Origin of the sequence: Nostoc sp. (genome assembly GCF_036917515.1) — a bacterium.
In the GTDB taxonomy this organism is placed as follows: domain Bacteria; phylum Cyanobacteriota; class Cyanobacteriia; order Cyanobacteriales; family Nostocaceae; genus Nostoc.
Window position 1 is genome coordinate 1 of the sequence record NZ_JBALDE010000021.1, and the last position, 16,658, is coordinate 16,658.

At 43.6% G+C, this 16,658-nt stretch carries 16 protein-coding genes; 8 read left to right on the forward strand and 8 right to left on the reverse strand.

The genetic code is table 11. The annotated features are described in order from the left end of the window. Window positions 1–210: 210 nt before the first annotated feature. From V7K89_RS02090 to murC, 4 genes are all read right to left on the reverse strand, one after another. Window positions 211–714, reverse strand: coding sequence for a low molecular weight protein-tyrosine-phosphatase (locus V7K89_RS02090; RefSeq protein ID WP_335184098.1), 504 nt, complete (start codon window positions 712–714; stop codon window positions 211–213). 273 nt (window positions 715–987) lie between these two features. Then, a complete protein-coding gene (locus tag V7K89_RS02095) occupies window positions 988–1,335 on the reverse strand; it encodes a YbaB/EbfC family nucleoid-associated protein (RefSeq protein ID WP_322673862.1) in 348 nt (115 codons plus the stop codon). A 301-nt stretch (window positions 1,336–1,636) separates the two neighbouring features. Beyond that, window positions 1,637–2,635 (reverse strand): UDP-N-acetylmuramate dehydrogenase, encoded by a 999-nt coding sequence (gene murB / locus V7K89_RS02100; protein ID WP_335184099.1) that lies wholly within the window; start codon window positions 2,633–2,635, stop codon window positions 1,637–1,639. A 78-nt stretch (window positions 2,636–2,713) separates the two neighbouring features. Beyond that, window positions 2,714–4,192: a UDP-N-acetylmuramate--L-alanine ligase gene (murC, locus tag V7K89_RS02105; protein WP_335184100.1), complete on the reverse strand. Its 1,479-nt coding sequence runs from the start codon at window positions 4,190–4,192 to the stop codon at window positions 2,714–2,716. A 403-nt stretch (window positions 4,193–4,595) separates the two neighbouring features. Between murC and nadD the strand changes: the two genes are divergently transcribed. Together nadD and V7K89_RS02115 are read left to right on the forward strand one after the other, a co-directional pair. Beyond that, window positions 4,596–5,222, forward strand: coding sequence for a nicotinate (nicotinamide) nucleotide adenylyltransferase (gene nadD, locus V7K89_RS02110; protein ID WP_335184101.1), 627 nt, complete (start codon window positions 4,596–4,598; stop codon window positions 5,220–5,222). A gap of 117 nt (window positions 5,223–5,339) precedes the next feature. Next, window positions 5,340–6,353 (forward strand): type I glyceraldehyde-3-phosphate dehydrogenase, encoded by a 1,014-nt coding sequence (locus V7K89_RS02115; protein WP_335184102.1) that lies wholly within the window; start codon window positions 5,340–5,342, stop codon window positions 6,351–6,353. Between the two features lie 113 nt (window positions 6,354–6,466). Here V7K89_RS02115 and thiL read toward each other — a convergent pair whose 3' ends face one another. Then, on the reverse strand, window positions 6,467–7,543 hold the full coding sequence (gene thiL, locus V7K89_RS02120; protein WP_335184103.1) for a thiamine-phosphate kinase: 1,077 nt from the start codon (window positions 7,541–7,543) through the stop codon (window positions 6,467–6,469). 89 nt (window positions 7,544–7,632) lie between these two features. Here thiL and V7K89_RS02125 point away from each other — a divergent pair, with 89 nt between their 5' ends. Beyond that, complete coding sequence (locus tag V7K89_RS02125; protein ID WP_335184104.1) at window positions 7,633–8,220, forward strand: Uma2 family endonuclease; 588 nt, start codon at window positions 7,633–7,635, stop codon at window positions 8,218–8,220. A gap of 46 nt (window positions 8,221–8,266) precedes the next feature. Here V7K89_RS02125 and V7K89_RS02130 read toward each other — a convergent pair whose 3' ends face one another. Beyond that, on the reverse strand, window positions 8,267–9,373 hold the full coding sequence (locus V7K89_RS02130) for a peptidylprolyl isomerase (RefSeq protein WP_335184105.1): 1,107 nt from the start codon (window positions 9,371–9,373) through the stop codon (window positions 8,267–8,269). 202 nt (window positions 9,374–9,575) lie between these two features. Here V7K89_RS02130 and efp point away from each other — a divergent pair, with 202 nt between their 5' ends. The 3 genes from efp to V7K89_RS02145 all read left to right on the forward strand — a co-directional run bounded on the left by efp (window position 9,576) and on the right by V7K89_RS02145 (window position 11,210). Then, entirely contained in the window at window positions 9,576–10,133 is a 558-nt protein-coding gene (efp, locus tag V7K89_RS02135) for an elongation factor P (RefSeq protein WP_094349903.1), read from the forward strand. A 109-nt stretch (window positions 10,134–10,242) separates the two neighbouring features. Then, window positions 10,243–10,800, forward strand: a complete 558-nt coding sequence (gene accB, locus V7K89_RS02140) for an acetyl-CoA carboxylase biotin carboxyl carrier protein (RefSeq protein ID WP_335184106.1) — start codon at window positions 10,243–10,245, stop codon at window positions 10,798–10,800. A 62-nt stretch (window positions 10,801–10,862) separates the two neighbouring features. Next, window positions 10,863–11,210: an ArsR/SmtB family transcription factor gene (locus V7K89_RS02145; protein WP_335184107.1), complete on the forward strand. Its 348-nt coding sequence runs from the start codon at window positions 10,863–10,865 to the stop codon at window positions 11,208–11,210. A gap of 65 nt (window positions 11,211–11,275) precedes the next feature. Here the strand turns inward: V7K89_RS02145 and V7K89_RS02150 are convergent, their stop codons facing one another. Next, window positions 11,276–11,887: a GerMN domain-containing protein gene (locus V7K89_RS02150; protein ID WP_335184108.1), complete on the reverse strand. Its 612-nt coding sequence runs from the start codon at window positions 11,885–11,887 to the stop codon at window positions 11,276–11,278. A 308-nt stretch (window positions 11,888–12,195) separates the two neighbouring features. Beyond that, window positions 12,196–14,010, reverse strand: a complete 1,815-nt coding sequence (locus tag V7K89_RS02155; protein WP_335184109.1) for a proline--tRNA ligase — start codon at window positions 14,008–14,010, stop codon at window positions 12,196–12,198. Between the two features lie 342 nt (window positions 14,011–14,352). Between V7K89_RS02155 and V7K89_RS02160 the strand changes: the two genes are divergently transcribed. After that, window positions 14,353–14,922 carry a Uma2 family endonuclease gene (locus tag V7K89_RS02160; protein WP_335184110.1) on the forward strand — a complete coding sequence of 190 codons (570 nt, stop codon included), beginning with the start codon at window positions 14,353–14,355 and terminating at the stop codon, window positions 14,920–14,922. A gap of 278 nt (window positions 14,923–15,200) precedes the next feature. Then, a complete protein-coding gene (locus V7K89_RS02165) occupies window positions 15,201–16,580 on the forward strand; it encodes a 1-acyl-sn-glycerol-3-phosphate acyltransferase (protein ID WP_335184111.1) in 1,380 nt (459 codons plus the stop codon). Window positions 16,581–16,658 lie beyond the last annotated feature (78 nt).

Below are 16,658 nucleotides of genomic sequence, written 5' to 3' on the forward strand. Positions count from 1 at the left end.
TCTATTCGCAATAAACAGAGGTTTTATCGCCAGGGTTTGAAAGCTATGTCACTTATACAGCAAGCTCTTTAGCTCCCCTGTCGCCCCCTGAAGATACTTGGTATAAAGCTGGATACCTTTACCAATTTTTTGAAATTCCACTTATTGGGAAAGTGGAGAGTAACTCACTGGGGATTTTTTTTACTCCCGAAGAAATGGGCGAACCGGGAGTCATAACTCTTCACTTTTAACTTTTGTGAGCAGACCTTCACAAGCATCAATCAGTAAATCAATGACCTGATTAAATCCTTCTTGACCACCGTAATAGGGATCTGGAACTTCCTTTAGAGTGTGTCGAGAGCAAAACTCGCATATCAAACGCACTTTATGCTGATATTGCTTAGTTTGATCAAGAGTGAGGATGTTCTCATAATTTTCTCGATCCATAGCCAAAATCAAATCAAAGTCTTGAAAGTCTGACTTTTGAAACTGGCGTGCTCGACCACGCAGTTTAATTCCCAACTTAGTAGCAGCCGCAGCACTCATACGTCTGTCAGGTGGGCTACCAACGTGATAGCTAGATGTACCAGCAGAGTCACAGAGGATGCGTACGCCTTTGGGGCCGGCGGAGTCATCGCTCAAGCCAGCCTGCTCAATTAGATGATTCATGATATTTTCTGCCGATGGCGATCGGCAGATGTTACCTAAGCAGACAAACAGCAACTTGTAAGGCATAGATATACTTTGTCATTTGTCAATAGTCATTTGTCCTTTGTCCAGTGACTAATGACCAATGACCCTTACGGGTGATGCTCCTGCGTCGCTACCGCTTCTCTACGAGACGCTACGGGTAAGCGAATCTATGCCGTAGGCTTTACGCTAACGCCAGTCACTCATGGGGGAAACTCCTTCTCTACAAGATGCTCCGCGTTCGCGTAGTGTTCCGAAGGAAAGGCGCTAGCCTCTCCCTTTGGGAGAAGACCGCGCTAGCTCATTAATAACCAATGACTAAAATCCAGGTAACTCCAACCCACTAGTTAATTCTTCCATACGTTCTCGCATTGTTGCTGTGGACTTGTTATAGGCTTCTTTCATTGCTACTGTTACAAGATCAGAAAGTACTTCTGCACCTTCTGCTAAAGCATCTGGAGAAATTTCTACCCGCTTGGGTTCTTGGTTCCCACTGACAATCACCCTCACAAGACCACCGCCAGATTCTCCTTGAATCTCCATTTGCTCCAATTCTTCTTGGAGTCGCTTTGCACCTTCTTGAACTTGCTGTGCTTTCTTAAAAGCTTCGGCTAATTCTTTCATTTTTCCTAAGCCAAAGCCGAATCCCTGTCCTTTTCCTGTCATAATTATTTGTACGCGTGTGCGTTGAATAACAAATCAAATTCAATTATAGATGCGGTAAGCAATTTGCCTCTTTTTTTACCAATAATTAATGCTTCATAGAATGGGGCAAAACAATTCCGTTAACGTTAGCGGGGCGTTTAGCCCGTTCCGAGTTCCGTGTTCTGAGTAAATAGAGTGAGATTCACAACTTAGCACTTAGTCAGCACTCCTGAAGAGCATTGGGCACAAGAAGCAGAGGTGCGGAGGGGAAAGACTTACTGCAACTGCTCCTCTGCTCCCCCGACTCCTTGAATTAAAAGTTTCAACAAGCACCTTGAAACTCTCCGAGTATTTTGACTTCTGGCTCTAAATTAATAGACCAACGTTCTTGTACTTGGTGTTGGATGTGGCGAATGAGACAGAAAATATCACTAGCTTTTGCCCCACCACGGTTAACGATAAAATTAGCATGGAGTAATGCAACTTGTGCGCCACCAATTTGGTAGCCTTTCAGACCCGTTTGTTCAATTAACCAGCCAGCACTGTAAGGTTTCGGATTGCGGAAAACACTGCCACAACTGGGAAAGTTATATGGTTGAGTGCTTAAGCGATGCTTTTTATGTTCTTTGGTGATTGCCACAACTTTTGCGGGGTCTGCACCTGGCGCGAGTTGTAAGGTGGCTTGGGTGACTATGCGATCGCCACCTTGCAATAATGAAGTCCGGTAGCTATAACCTAACTGTTCCGGGGTAAGAGTTTCTAGTGTACCATCGCGTGAAAGTACCTGGGCACTAACTAACATATCTGCGATACAGCTATTATGTGCCCCTGCGTTCATCACCACGGCACCTCCGGCTGTTCCAGGGATACCAACAGCCCACTCCAATCCTTGCCAACCTAATTCTGCTGCTGCCCATGCCAAGCTGGGAATCGATTCTCCCGCTGCAACAGTTAATTGACCGCTTTGGGGGTCAAAGTGGCTGAAGCGGAGATGACGAGTAGCAATGACTAGGCCTGATATACCACCATCGCTTACCAGCAAGTTAGAACCTGCTCCCAGTGTTGTCACCTTTAAATTACGTTCTTTTGCGTATTTAAGACTTGCTTGCAGTGCTTCTAAGTTTCGGGGGGCAACGTATAAATCAGCGGCTCCCCCAACTCTATAGGAAGTAAACGCTGACAAACAAGCCTGTGACTTGATAGCACAATCAGTACCGGGTAAGTAAATTACTTCGCTCTCCACTGAATTAGCTGTTTGATGTTTCTTTGTATTTAAAGCAGAAACTGTGCAGAGGTTTCCAGCTGCCTGGGAAATGGTCATCTTTACTTTGTTTTGGTAAAATTTTTACATTAATTTACCGCAAAGACACGGTAATAGAATTCACAGATGAAACCGTTGCTAGAGTGGCACTTTGCTTGGAAATAAAACAGCTGGTTCACAGAGTGTCGTAATGATTTCAGGAATCACCTGGTTCAAATTTCCAGCTCCCAAAAACAGCGCCAAGTCTCCTGGGCGTAGTGTTTGTAGCAAGTACTCACACACTGCGGGTAAAGTTGGTTGATAAACTACCTGCGAATGCTGTTTAGCAACTTCCGCCGTTAGACGTTCACCACTAATTTGCTCCAAGTTAGGTTCGCCTGCACTGTAAATATCAGTCAGTACAACCAAATCAGAATGGGTAAAGGACTCGGCAAATTCTTCTAAAAAAGTCAGTGTACGACTATAGCGATGGGGTTGAAAGATGGCAACCACTCTTTGCCCTGGTCTTGCCTGTAAACGTGCTGCTGCAAGAGTAACGCGAATCTCGCTAGGGTGGTGAGCATAGTCATCAATGAAAGTAATGCCATTGACTTCACCTCGAAACTCAAAGCGTCGTCTTGCTCCTTCAAAGGTGGCGATGCCTTTAGCAATAGCTCCAAATTCTAAGCCCAAGGTGCGACCAACAGCCACTGCGGCTAGGGCATTGCTGAGATTATGCCGACTGAGCAACCGCAACGTCAACACGCCCAAAGCTTTGCCTCTTTCCCAAACCAAAGCCGTGGTACCATCAGCACGATAATCAATATTGGTGACGGTGTAATCGGCGTCAGTATCTGAGTATAAGCTGTAGGTAATTGTGGGTTGCAAGCGATCGCGCACCGTAGCACAATCAATACTAGCTATTAACGTTTTACAATTCTTAGCAAATGTCTCGAAGATGTCAATGACTTCTTCTAATGTATCGTAATGGTCAGGATGATCGAGTTCAATATTGGTGATGATGCCAATTTCGGGAGCGTGTTTTACCAGAGAACCATCTGATTCATCTGCTTCGGCTACCAAATATTGGCTTTGTCCCAATCGAGCATTACCTTCCCAAGCATTGACTTCGCCACCGACTAAAATCGTTGGGTCTAGACCTGCTTCCAGAAGCATATATCCAATCATGCTACTAGTTGTGGTTTTGCCGTGTGTTCCTGCCACTGCAATACTGTAGTAATCGGCAATTAAAGCTGCTAGTACATCTGAACGATGTAAAACTGGACAACCTAATTCCAGAGCTGCTTTATATTCTAAATTATTAGTGTTAATTGCTGTTGAACAAATGACTTGAGGCAGTTTTGACTTAGTATTAGCAGGTAATTGTTCTTGGGAATTTAATACTACTGGATTAGCTAATACCTGAGGGTGAAAGAATTCGAGATTGCTTGCCTCTTGTTTACCAAAAATATGAGCGCCGATAGATTCCAACTTGTGCGTAATGTGGTTAGGACGAAGATCCGAACCTGATACTGGAAATTGACGCTTTGTAAGAACGTATGCCAGAGCAGACATACCTATGCCACCGATGCCAATGAAATGAAATGGTCTACCACTAAAATCTACAGAATTAGTCATTTATTGCTCCTCTTACACCACACCACACCATAATCACAAATGACACGCGTATCATAACAGGAATTTGATTTTTACCGAAACTACTCCTGTATCATGTTCATGTTTGATGCCCAAAAGATGTTTCTGCTCTGGCTTTCCTGGTTCAGAATGATTTTACCTTGGTTGGAGGTTTTTGCTATTTCTGAACTGTTCTTAAGATTATTCTGAAAATTTTGGCGGCATCGGGAAAGAAATTCTTGTAATGTCAAATACATATTTTTGGCTACCTTACTGGAATTGGCTACATAATACATTGTTTAGTGAAACTAATTTGAAATTGCATCAAGTCTAAGCGCGAATTGAGTACAATAGTACATTGGTAATGAAACTATTTTTCAATTGCATAAAAACCAGGCTTATCTGGATGCAGCAACTAGCAATTTTTGGTGGCACATTCGATCCAATTCATTGGGGACACCTGCTCGTAGCCGAGACAGCTTTGCATCAAGTATCCCTTGAAAAAGTAATTTGGGTGCCATCCCTAAATCCGCCTCACAAAGAAGCAGCTTTGTTTGAGCATCGTGTCAAAATGCTGCAATTAGCCATCAAAGATAATCCAGCGTTTACTGTCTCACTAGTGGAGACAAATCGCTCTGGGACTTCTTATGCCATTAACACCCTGATTGACTTATCTGCTTGTTCCCCAAATACTCACTGGTACTGGATTGTGGGCTTGGATACTTTCCAAACCTTGCCCGGTTGGTACCGTGGACACGAACTAGCACAAATGTGTGATTGGTTAATTGCACCCCGACACCTAGGTGGTGAGACTATAACTCAAAGCAAATTAATCTGCAAGCGAGTGGAGCAACAACTTAGAGAGCAGTCATACAACATTCACTGGCAACTCTTGAATATACCTTTAGTAGGAGTTTCGTCAAGTCTAATTCGCAAATTTTGCCGCGAACGCCAGTCAATTCGTTATTTAGTCCCAGAAACGGTCAGATCATATATCATTAACAACAATTTCTACTCGAACAAATCTGAATAAATTATGTGTTTTTTTATTGATCTAACACTTTATGGTTAAAAGTGACCCCCCCCTTTGCGATATGATTGGGGTCAACGATATCAACATATAAGCATAAATAACAGAGGGCAAGACACTGTGATAAGAGTTGCAATCAACGGTTTCGGACGGATTGGACGTAACTTTGCCCGTTGTTGGGTGGGTAGAGAGAATAGCAAGCTTGAGCTTGTCGCTATCAATGACACTTCAGACCCTAGAACCAATGCTCACCTGCTGAAGTATGACTCAATGCTAGGTAAGATTAAAGGTGCTGAGATTAGTGCCGATGATAACTCTATCATCGTTAACGGTAAGACCATTAAATGCGTATCCGATCGTAACCCCGAAAACTTGCCCTGGAAAGACTGGGGAATTGACCTAATTATCGAAGCAACCGGGGTATTTACTAGCAAAGAAGGAGCGCTCAAGCACGTAAATGCTGGAGCCAAGAAAGTTCTGATTACCGCTCCTGGTAAAAACGAGGATGGTACTTTTGTGGTAGGTGTGAATCATCATGACTATGACCACAACAAACACCACATTATCAGTAACGCTAGCTGTACTACCAACTGCTTGGCACCAATCGCCAAGGTGTTGAACGATAAGTTCGGTATCATTAAAGGCACGATGACCACCACCCACAGCTATACAGGCGATCAGCGCTTGCTAGACGCTTCTCACCGGGATTTGCGACGGGCAAGGGCCGCAGCGGTAAACATTGTACCTACCTCTACTGGCGCAGCAAAAGCAGTGGCACTGGTTATCCCAGACCTCAAGGGCAAGCTAAATGGCGTTGCCTTGCGCGTACCAACCCCGAACGTCTCAATGGTAGATTTCGTAGTTCAGGTTGAAAAGCGTACTATTACTGAAGAAGTTAACCAAGCTCTCAAAGATGCTGCCGAAGGCCCACTTAAAGGGATTTTGGACTACAGCCAACTAGAACTGGTATCTTCCGATTATCAAGGTACTGACGCTTCTTCGATTGTCGATGCTAGCTTGACTTTGGTTATGGGCAATGATTTAGTAAAAGTTATGGCATGGTATGACAACGAGTGGGGTTACAGCCAACGAGTCTTGGATCTGGCAGAATTGGTAGCCGAAAAGTGGCAATAATTAATTAGTCATTAGTCATTAGTCATTAGTCATTGGTCATTGGTCATTAGAAAAAGGACAAATGACATAGATGCGCCAGCGGCTTCCCGCAGGGTAGGACAAAGAACAAAGCACTATTGACCAAAATGTTGAAATCCCTGGCTAAGACTCAGAACTTGGTCAGGGAACTTTTTTTGCTCGTCGTGCAATATTACTGTCGATTTGGCTGTAATTCTGCCTGCGATCGCAGCACCTTCTCCAAGGTATTGCACTAAGGCTAATGCTAACTCTTGTGGTAAACACAGCACTAATTCAAAGTCTTCGCCACCATATAGAGCATAAGCTAGCGCTTGCTCTTGTGTCAGCCAATGGTTAAAAGTTTTTGGTAGGGGAATTTGTCTGCATTCTAAGACAGCGCCAACGCCACTCGCGCGGCAAATTTGGATTATCGCATCTGCCAAACCATCGCTGCTATCCATACCAGCAATCGGGAGTTGAGTACAGACGCGATTAATCGCGTCTGTACAGGATTGATTAATCGCGTTTGTAAAGGAGTTAGGAGTTAAGATTTTCCAGAGGATTGGTAAGACATCTAATCGTGGCTGTGGGCGTTGGTGTGCGCGGATTAGAGTCGTCTTTTCTTCGTTGTTGAGATTTTCTCCTAATTCAGGATGCAAAAGCAGTTCTAAGCCAGCTCTTGAGGCTCCATGAACGCCTGTAACAACGATCGCATCTCCCACAACAGCAGCGGAACGGCGGATAATTTGACTAGAGTTAACTTGACCAAAAGCGGTAATTGCCAGAGTAGTAACAGGCGATCGCACCACATCACCCCCGACAATTGGGGTCTTGTATTTTTGCAGGCATTCTGTCATTCCTTGGTACAAGCGCTCTACCCAACTCACCTTAACTTCACCAGGTAGTCCCAACCCGATAGTGATTCCCAATGGCGAAGCACCCATTGCTGCTAAATCTGATAAATTGGCAGCAGCAGATCGCCAACCAGCATCTTCTGGGGAAGTGGTGAAATTACTAAAATGCACCCCATCAACCAGTACATCTGTAGTCACTACCAAAGATTGCCCTGGTACAGTCTCAAGTACTGCGGCATCATCCCCGATAATTTCTGGTGGGCAGAAGCGCTGTAATCTTTTTAAAAGACCTTGTTCACCAATGTCTTTTACCTGTTGAGAAGATAAATCACTATTCACAATCGGTTTTCCGTGTTGCAAAATTACGAACAAAACTGATGATTTACTTTACTGTTTAAGATAAGGGTATTGTTTAGGAGTCAGTTGGAATGGTAACAACACCAGTAACCAGCATTATGTTTGAGGAGTACTTAACCTATGATGATGGTAGCGATTTCCATTATGAGCTGGTGGATGGGAAGCTAGAGTTAATGAATCCACCTACTATTGAACATTTCCTGATTGCCAAATTTTTTGAGCAATTACTAGATGCAGAAATCAAACGTTGTAGCTCACCTTGGCTGTATTTTCAGGAAAGTGGGATGAGAACGGGTAGAAATAAATCTAGGTTGACCGATCTGTGTGTAGTGACACTGGAGCAAGCTAGAGAATTATTGAATGTTTCAGCAGTATTTGAATCACCACCGTTACTAATTGTCGAGGTGGTCAGTCCAGAGTCTGTGAAGCGGGACTATCGTTATAAACGCTCGGAATATGCGGTGTTAGAGGTTCCTGAATATTGGATTGTAGACTCACTCGAAAAAAAAGTTTCCGTGTTACTACTAGAAGATGGATTGTACAAAGAAATAGTTTTTACAACAACTCAACAAATTGGATCGCGGACTTTTCCAGAATTAGCGATTACAGTTGATCGGATATTCACTGCCGGAAATCTGAATCAGGGGAGACGCGATTAATCGCGTCTGTACAAGATTATTTCCCCTTGTTCCCCCGCCCTCTTAATTATGCAGCTTGCGGCTGAACCAAATTTTCTATTCCCTGAACCACAGTTGCCGATTCAATTTTGTCACCAGCCTTCAGTTTATCCAAAACTTCTTTACCTTCGGTGAGATAGCCAAAAACGGCATAACGACCATCCAATAGGTTGCGTCCGGCGGGGGTGAGTTCTGGTTCAAATAAAAAGAAGAAAAATTGTGATGAACCACCATTTACTTCACTTTCAGGACGAGCCATTACTACTGCCCCAAAGGCAGAGAATGGTAGAACTGGCATATCAACGTAACGACCAGCTTCTTCTAAAGTAATGCCATAAGTAGGTACTTTATCGCCTTTAACTAAAATTTCTAAGGGAATAGCGCGATATTTGCCCGTTGTTGGGTCAATAAAACCCACATCTTTCCCAGCAGGATCTCCAGTTTGGAGAAAGTAAGATTCTTCAGAACGGGTAAATTCTAAGCCATTATAAAAACCCTTCTGTACCAAATCTACAAAATTACCAGCAGTTACAGGGGCGCTATAACCGTCTACGACAAGAGCTAAATCGCCTTTATTGGTTTTAATTTCTACAGTGGCACGACCTTTAAGTTGTGGCAGGTTGCTATATTCAGCAGGCACTTCAAAGGGAAATTGTTTCACCATTGAATCTTCTAGCCCAGTAACGAGATTTAGTAGTTTACTTCTCTGTTGCAGAATTTGTTCTTTATCTTTGCTGTTCGCCAATTCTTCCAATTTACCAACCCCAGCTTTCAACTCGGTAATCCAAGCTTCAGCTTGGGGTTGGCGTTCTGCCGGAACGCTTGTTAAGATTTGGGAAGGTTTATCGAGAATGCGGGATGCTTGGCTGATGTCTTTGGAAATAGCACCCCAACGTCGATTCGCCCGCAGTTGGGCAGAGATGTCCTCTAAGCTGCCTTGTAGTTGCCGGACAGGTTTGTTATCTATCGGGAGTGCATACCGTAACAAAGCCTTTCCGTCGGTAATTGCATTGCCGGCTGGGAGTGCGGCGCTACTGGAGGGAGTCCACCCAGCTGTAGTTATGCCTAAAAATATTGTTATCAGCAGTATTGCCATTAGGCTCTTCTTCAGCCAGGATTTTAAGAAGTTAAGCATGGGATAACTCAAATGCAGCAGTGAATTGTTGACTGGACGTAACCCATAAATAATCTTCCCACGTTAGGTGATGAGTGGAGCAGAGGTCTAGGGCTGAGGAAAAATGACTAATGACAATGACACCAAACTAATGACAAATGCCCAATGACGACCCTAGAAGGGTACAATAAATGCCGATTGTCTTCCAAAATTTGAAAGTTTCATGATCTCCAGTAACGACTTTCGACCCGGTGTTTCAATTGTATTGGATGGGTCTGTATGGCGAGTGCTTGAATTCTTGCACGTCAAACCAGGCAAAGGTTCCGCCTTTGTACGAACTAAGCTAAAAAATGTCCAGAGTGGGAGCGTTATGGAAAAAACGTTCCGAGCAGGGGAAACAGTGCCACAAGCCACTCTAGAAAAAAGTACGATGCAGCATACCTATAAAGAAGGCGATGAGTTTGTCTTTATGGATATGGAAACCTACGAAGAAGGCAGATTGACTCGCGAACAAATTGGCGATCGCGTCAAGTACCTCAAAGAAGGTATGGAAGCCGAAGTGATTCGGTGGGGCGAACAGGTATTGGGAGTAGAATTGCCTAAGTCTGTGGTTCTGGAAATTGTACAAACAGATCCAGGTTTAAAAGGTGACACTGCCACAGGTGGCTCAAAACCAGCAACTCTGGAAACTGGTGCAGTTGTGATGGTTCCTTTATTTATTTCCCAAGGAGAACGTATCAAAGTTGATACTCAGGAAGATAAATATATCAGCAGGGAGTAACTTTCATCTTTATGGAGATGTTTGCTCCCGATTGAAATCCCTACATAGGGATTAATTCCCTGCCACACTTAAGATGCTCATTTACGGATAGGTCGAGGTAATAAAAACTGTGCCATTGGACTTTAATGAAATCCGCCAACTTTTGGCAACTATCGCACAAACAGATATTGTAGAAGTCACGCTCAAAAGCGATGATTTTGAGCTAACAGTCCGTAAGGCTGTGAGCATTAGCAATCAGATGTTATCGGTAGGTCAAGGGACTTTAGGCGGTGTGGTAGGTTCAGGCTTGACATCGGGTTCATCTGGGGGAAACCAGATGAGCGGAAGTCAGCTAACAGAGGTGTCCACATCTCGTGTATTTGAGAATACTGGAACTAGCACACAAATGCAGTTGTCAGTAAATCCTCCCTTAACCATTGACCAAAAATTAGTAGAAGTGCCTTCCCCAATGGTAGGAACGTTTTATCGCGCTCCTGCGCCTGGGGAAGTGGCATTTGTGGAAGTGGGCGATCGCGTCCGCAAGGGTCAAACAGTCTGTATCATTGAAGCCATGAAGCTAATGAATGAAATCGAAGTCGAAGTCTCTGGACAGGTGATGGAAATTCTTCTCGAAAATGGCGACGCTGTAGAATATGGTCAACCTTTGATGCGAATTAACCCTGATTAAGTATTAATGTATATATGAAGTGAGTCATTGTTAAAATTTTCTGTTCTTGCGGGTTAACCCTGATGAAACAAACGTTGCCTTTACCACCAGAAGTGATGCAACAAGTAGCTGAATACTTCAGCTTGTTAAGTGAGCCAATGCGCCTACGGCTGCTACACTTATTACGGGATGAAGAAAAATGCGTGCAAGAGTTGGTAGAGGCAACACAGACTTCTCAGGCAAATGTATCAAAACACCTGAAGGTAATGTGGCAAGCAGGTATTCTTAGCCGCCGCAGTGAAGGAACTTGCGCCTATTACCGGGTGGAAGATCAAATGATTTTTGATTTGTGTAATCGGGTTTGCGATCGCCTCGCTACAAGGTTAGAGCAGCAAGCCCGTAATTTTCGTGTGTTAAATAGCAAACGTTAGGTCAGTTGTCATTATGTCCTTTGTCTTTTGTCCAAAACGAATGACTAATGACTAATGACCAATGACTAAAGCGGATAATCTTTCTGAAACTGTTCGCGAGTTAGCGGTTGTTGTAACTCTACACCCTCACCGCCTAAAACATCCAACGGTTTGCCGTTCACGTCAATATACACCTTGGCTTTGGGATTTAAACTTGTCGCAGTATAAACAACTTGTCCGACGCGGCCCATCATTGAGGTGCTACCACCACCACTGGTAAAATCATCAGATAAATTAACGTGAACTTCGTTATTTTCCGCCTTCAGTCCCAATAGCTTGGTTCCTTTAGGGATAGTTGTTGAATCTGTCCCTTCTGTTGGGCCTGCTAACAAACTCTGGAAAGCTGCTTCTAAAGGCTGGTTGGGTCGAATAGAAGCGACTTTAACAGGTTGGGGAACCAAAGCAACATTTTTATCTTTTGGTCTGAGCCAATAAACATTAGGGGTTTGCTCATTAGCTGGCTGCCTAGTTGATGGCTGTACTGGTTGTTCAATGCGGCCAGAAGGGTTTGATGGTGTGGGAGTATTGCTGGACTGTGTGGTAAACCAAGCTACACCGCCACCCACCGCTACAACCGCTGCTGACACGGCTGCAATTACGCCTGAAGAAATACGATTAGATCCTTGTTGGTCTTTCATGTTCAAAACCTTCCTAACTGAGGGCTGATATGGTAGTTATGTGAGGAGCAGCCTGGTTAAAGACGATACTTATAAGTAGAGAGTTTCCCACAATCTAGAGCAGACTTGATGGCTTTTAATTCTGCAAGTCCCTAATTCAATTTTAGAATTTTTATTTTTAATCTGTCATTTACCAGATTATGTAAATTATGGGGAGTGGAGATTGGGGAGGTAGGGTAGCAGGGGAGCAGAGGAGAAGTTCAGTAAGTTTTTTCTCTCTGCCCCTCCTCACCTCTGCCTCTTATGCCCAATTCCCCATGCCCCATGCCCTATGCTCTATGCCCTATTGCTTCGGTAATCCACTGTTTAAGTGTTGTTGTAACTTCATCAATGACTATTTCTTGAGATTTACGAGTGGCTCTTTCTACAACTTCAACTTTGCCATTAGCGATCGCCCGCCCGGTTACAATTCTATAAGGTATGCCAATCAAATCAGCATCTTTAAATTTCACTCCAGCACGTTCGTCACGGTCATCTAGTAGGGTTTCAATTCCTGCTTGATTAAGTTCTGTGTAAAGTTTTTGGGCGATTTCGATTTGTTGAGCATCCTTAATGTTAGGAATTGTGACGATCGCGTGGTAGGGCGCGATCGCAACTGGCCAAATAATCCCATCTTTATCGTAAGATTGCTCTACAGCAGCTTGCGCTAGTCGTGATACACCTACGCCAAAACAACCCATAAATAGCGGCTTTTCTTCACCCTGTTCATTGGTATAAGTTGCTCCCATTGCTTGGGAATATTTAGTACCTAATTGGAAGATGTGACCTGCTTCAATTCCACGAGCGCTTTGTAAGGTTTGTTCTGGGTTATGGATGGCGCGATCGCCTGGTCTTGACTTACGTATATCTACTACTGTACTTGGCAATGTAAATTGCTCACCCCAATTAGCACCAACCACATGATAGCCAGCTTCATTCGCACCTGTAACAAAGTTTTTTAAATCAACGGCTGTTTGATCTACCAAGCGCAAAAACTTGGGATGGATCTGCTTGTTGGCGGTAATATACTCATCTGCGATGTCTGGTGCAATGTAACCTAAAGGTAAAGATTTAGCTGTCCATGCTTGCTGGGCTTCTATATTTGGTACATCCAAACTAATAATAGTTTTAGCACCATATAAAGGCGCTAATTTGCTCAATTCATTTTGCAATTTGACTTCATTAACTTCCTGATCGCCTCGGATACTTACCAAAACCAACACCGTTAAACCATTATCATAAACTGTCTGATAAAGGACATTTTTCACCAATTGAGTGGGAGAAGAGTTGAGGAGTTGACAGACCTTTTCAATGGTTTCTGTTCCAGGTGTATCGCGTTTTTCATAGGTTGTAAACCGTGAGGTTTCGGCGTCAATTGGTAAAGAAACAGCCTTTTCTACATTAGCGGCGTATTTACCATCCTCAGTGTAGAGAACTTCATCTTCGCCAGCTTCCGCCAAAATCATAAATTCTGTGGAACCAGAACCACCAATTGCACCCGAATCAGCTTCTACTGCCCGAAAAGCTAAACCAGAACGCCGTAGGATATTGCTGTAGGCTTTATACATATCCTGGTAAGTTTCTTTAAGGCTGGCTTCATCGGCGTGGCAAGAGTAGCCGTCCTTCATGATAAATTCCCGTCCGCGCATTAAACCAAAGCGGGGACGAATTTCATCACGGAATTTGGTTTGAATTTGGTAGAGGTGTAGTGGTAGTTGGCGATAAGAGCGAATCATATCACGAGCGATCGCTGTGATTACTTCCTCATGAGTTGGGCCTAATCCTAATTGTTGCTCACGGCGGTCAATCAGGGAAAACATAATCCCCTCAGCTTTGGTGTAAGTGTCCCAGCGTCCTGATTCCTTCCATAAATCAGCAGGTTGTAATTGTGGAAGAAGACATTCTTGTGCGCCTGTAGCGTTCATTTCTTCCCGCACAATCTGGGAAACTTTTTGCAGTACCCGCCACATTAACGGGAGATAAGCATAGATACCACTACCGATACGATGAATGTAACCTGCACGGAGTAATAATTTATGGCTGGGAATCTCAGCATCAGCCGGATCATCCCGGAGTGTAACGAATAACATTTGTGAAAGTCGCATCGTTTATTCCCTTTCCAGAATCTCTAATTTGTTTATAAACCACCTGGCGATTAGAAATCGTGCACCAGATGCTTCAAATAGGGTAAAAAAGCCGGACGCCAGTCGCCTCAAGTCGGGAAACCCTTTCGGCAATCGCTCATGGGGGAAACCCCCAAGACCGCGTTGCCTTACCACAGCGCTGGCTCCCCAACACACTGGCTTGGCTACACAAACTCTCGTCCGCCTGAACGGACTAAGAAGGCATCCTAGTTTTTGAACTTGCGTGGTGTGCGATCGGCATCTTACAGGCGTTAAGATATGGCATGATATAATCTTTGCAACTATTTAATCTAGGTCTAGGTTATGAGTCCTTTGACATTAAAACTAGACACCGTTCACCTGAGTGACGAACAATTTTATCACTTATGTCAAAATAACCGCGAATTGAAATTTGAACGCACTGCCAAGGGAGAATTAATCATCATGTCCCCCGTTGGAGGTGAAAGCGGGAATAGAGAAGCAGATTTAATTATTGATCTGGGAATCTGGAATCGGCAAACTGCCCTGGGTTACACTTTCAGTTCTTCTACTATATTCAAATTACCCAATGGTGCTGACCGTTCTCCAGATGCCGCTTGGATTCAACGAGAACGTTGGCAAACACTTACACCTGAACAAAGACGTAAATTTCCCCCCATTGCACCCGATTTCGTGATTGAATTAAGGTCAGCAACAGATGATTTGGAAATGTTATGTTCCAAAATGCAAGAGTATATGGATGCAGGAGTGCAATTGGGATGGTTGATAGATCCACAACACCAGCAAGTGGAAATTTATCGCCAAAAACAATATGTGGAAGTGCAAAATCTGCCCACACAATTATCAGGTGAAAGTGTATTGCTAGGATTTAGCTTGAGTCTTTCTTGTTATTAAGATTTGCAAGTGCTGCTAAACTCCACTATCTGCTAACACTATTCATTGCAGCAGAAAATACTTTATAAGTCTGTGTAAGTACGCTTCATTAAAATAATCTACGTGGGCGGACTAAGAAGGTATCCTAGTTTTCTAACCTGAGTAATGCGCCAAGCACAGCGCAATAGGGAGGTTTTACTTCGACTTCATTACTCAGGGCATATTACAGCCGTTAGGATATCTTAAAAGAAATAACCATCAGGCGATTAGAATCAGGGCATCTTTAGGAGAAAACTACCTTGGCAAATGTAATTTATCAAGCACAGGCACCCTTAGAATTTATTCCTCCCGCGTTTAACCCTTTATTGTTACGAGTTGTCCATCTGTTGCTACCCAGTTGGATAAAATGGCAAACATCTATTACCGAAATTGAAGCAGACAACGTAGAGGTTCTGGTGGATCTCTATCGCCAGTTTCAGGAGGGTAAGATCCGTTTTCTGCTGGCATTTCGCCATCCGAAAACAGACGATCCGTTTTGTTTAGGCTACTTGCTGTCTCAACTGGTGCCAAAGGTAGCGCGATCGCAAGGTACAACACTACAACTTCCCATTCACGCTCATTTTATCTATGATCGCGGTATTCCTCTATGGGCAGGTGCCCACGTTGGTTGGATTGCTTCTCATTTAGGTGGTACTCCGATTCAGCGAGGTAAGGCTGACTGGACGGGGTTACGTTCGGCGCGTGAGTTGTTTGCTAATGGTAAATTCCCGATGGCGGCTGCGCCTGAAGGTGCTACCAATGGCTTATCAGAGAATATCAGCCCCCTAGAACCTGGTATTGCCCAATTAGGCTTTTGGTGTGCTGAAGATTTGCAAAAAGCTGGACGCGACCAACAGGTTCTAATTGTACCAGTTGGGATTAAATATAGTTACGTTGATGCTTCTTGGGAGGCGATCGCTAATCTTTTAAGTGAATTGGAAACGGCTAGTGGTTTACCTGTGAATCCAGCAGAAAATGCTTCTATAGAATCGCTTTATCCTCGGTTGTTGACTTTGGCTGAACATTTACTTTCGCTGATGGAAGAATTTTACACGCGCTTTTATCATCTAAAGCTTACGGATGCCAAAACAGTAGTAGGAGAAATTGAAGATAGAAATGAAGCACTAGCAGTTCGTTTACAAGCTTTATTGAATGCAGCACTGTTAATCTCAGAACAGTATTTTAATTTACACTCAAAAGGTAGTTTAAGTGATCGTTGTCGGCGAGTAGAACAAGCAGGTTGGAATTATATATTTAGAGAAGAATTTAAAGATGTAAAAGGAGTATCTGCTGTCGAAAGAGCTTTAGGCGATCGCATTGCAGAAGAAGCGAATGCACGGATGTGGCACATGCGTTTAGTAGAAAGTTTTGTGGCAGTTTCTGGTAATTATATTCGTGAAAATCCAACAGCAGAAAGGTTCGCTGAGACGACTTTAATTTTATGGCAGATGATTGCTAAAATCAAAGGCAATAAAGTGCAACGTCCGCAACTAGGTAAGCAAAAGGTAAAAATTACTGTGGGTGAACCCATATCTATTTCTGAGCGTTACCCAGCGTATAAGGAAAATCGTTTAGGTGCTAGGCAAGCTGTTGCTGATGTGACAAATGATTTACAGCACGCGTTGGAAAAATTGATTTAATTCGGCGTTGCATAAATGCGGGATGATTCAGTTATTCCCGCGGTCACCAAAATTAAATTTTGAAAATATCTTATGAAG

Bases quoted from the DNA above. Each gene is read 5' to 3' on its own strand.
- nadD (WP_335184101.1), top strand. From the start codon at position 4,596: ATGCAGCAACTAGCAATTTTTGGTGGCACATTCGATCCAATTCATTGG.
- murC (WP_335184100.1), bottom strand. From the start codon at position 4,192: ATGACTAATTCTGTAGATTTTAGTGGTAGACCATTTCATTTCATTGGC.
- V7K89_RS02155 (WP_335184109.1), bottom strand. From the start codon at position 14,010: ATGCGACTTTCACAAATGTTATTCGTTACACTCCGGGATGATCCGGCT.
- V7K89_RS02090 (WP_335184098.1), bottom strand. From the start codon at position 714: ATGCCTTACAAGTTGCTGTTTGTCTGCTTAGGTAACATCTGCCGATCG.
- V7K89_RS02160 (WP_335184110.1), top strand. From the start codon at position 14,353: ATGAGTCCTTTGACATTAAAACTAGACACCGTTCACCTGAGTGACGAA.
- V7K89_RS02150 (WP_335184108.1), bottom strand. From the start codon at position 11,887: ATGAAAGACCAACAAGGATCTAATCGTATTTCTTCAGGCGTAATTGCA.
- V7K89_RS02145 (WP_335184107.1), top strand. From the start codon at position 10,863: ATGAAACAAACGTTGCCTTTACCACCAGAAGTGATGCAACAAGTAGCT.
- V7K89_RS02095 (WP_322673862.1), bottom strand. From the start codon at position 1,335: ATGACAGGAAAAGGACAGGGATTCGGCTTTGGCTTAGGAAAAATGAAA.
- efp (WP_094349903.1), top strand. From the start codon at position 9,576: ATGATCTCCAGTAACGACTTTCGACCCGGTGTTTCAATTGTATTGGAT.
- V7K89_RS02130 (WP_335184105.1), bottom strand. From the start codon at position 9,373: ATGCTTAACTTCTTAAAATCCTGGCTGAAGAAGAGCCTAATGGCAATA.
- V7K89_RS02125 (WP_335184104.1), top strand. From the start codon at position 7,633: ATGGTAACAACACCAGTAACCAGCATTATGTTTGAGGAGTACTTAACC.
- murB (WP_335184099.1), bottom strand. From the start codon at position 2,635: ATGACCATTTCCCAGGCAGCTGGAAACCTCTGCACAGTTTCTGCTTTA.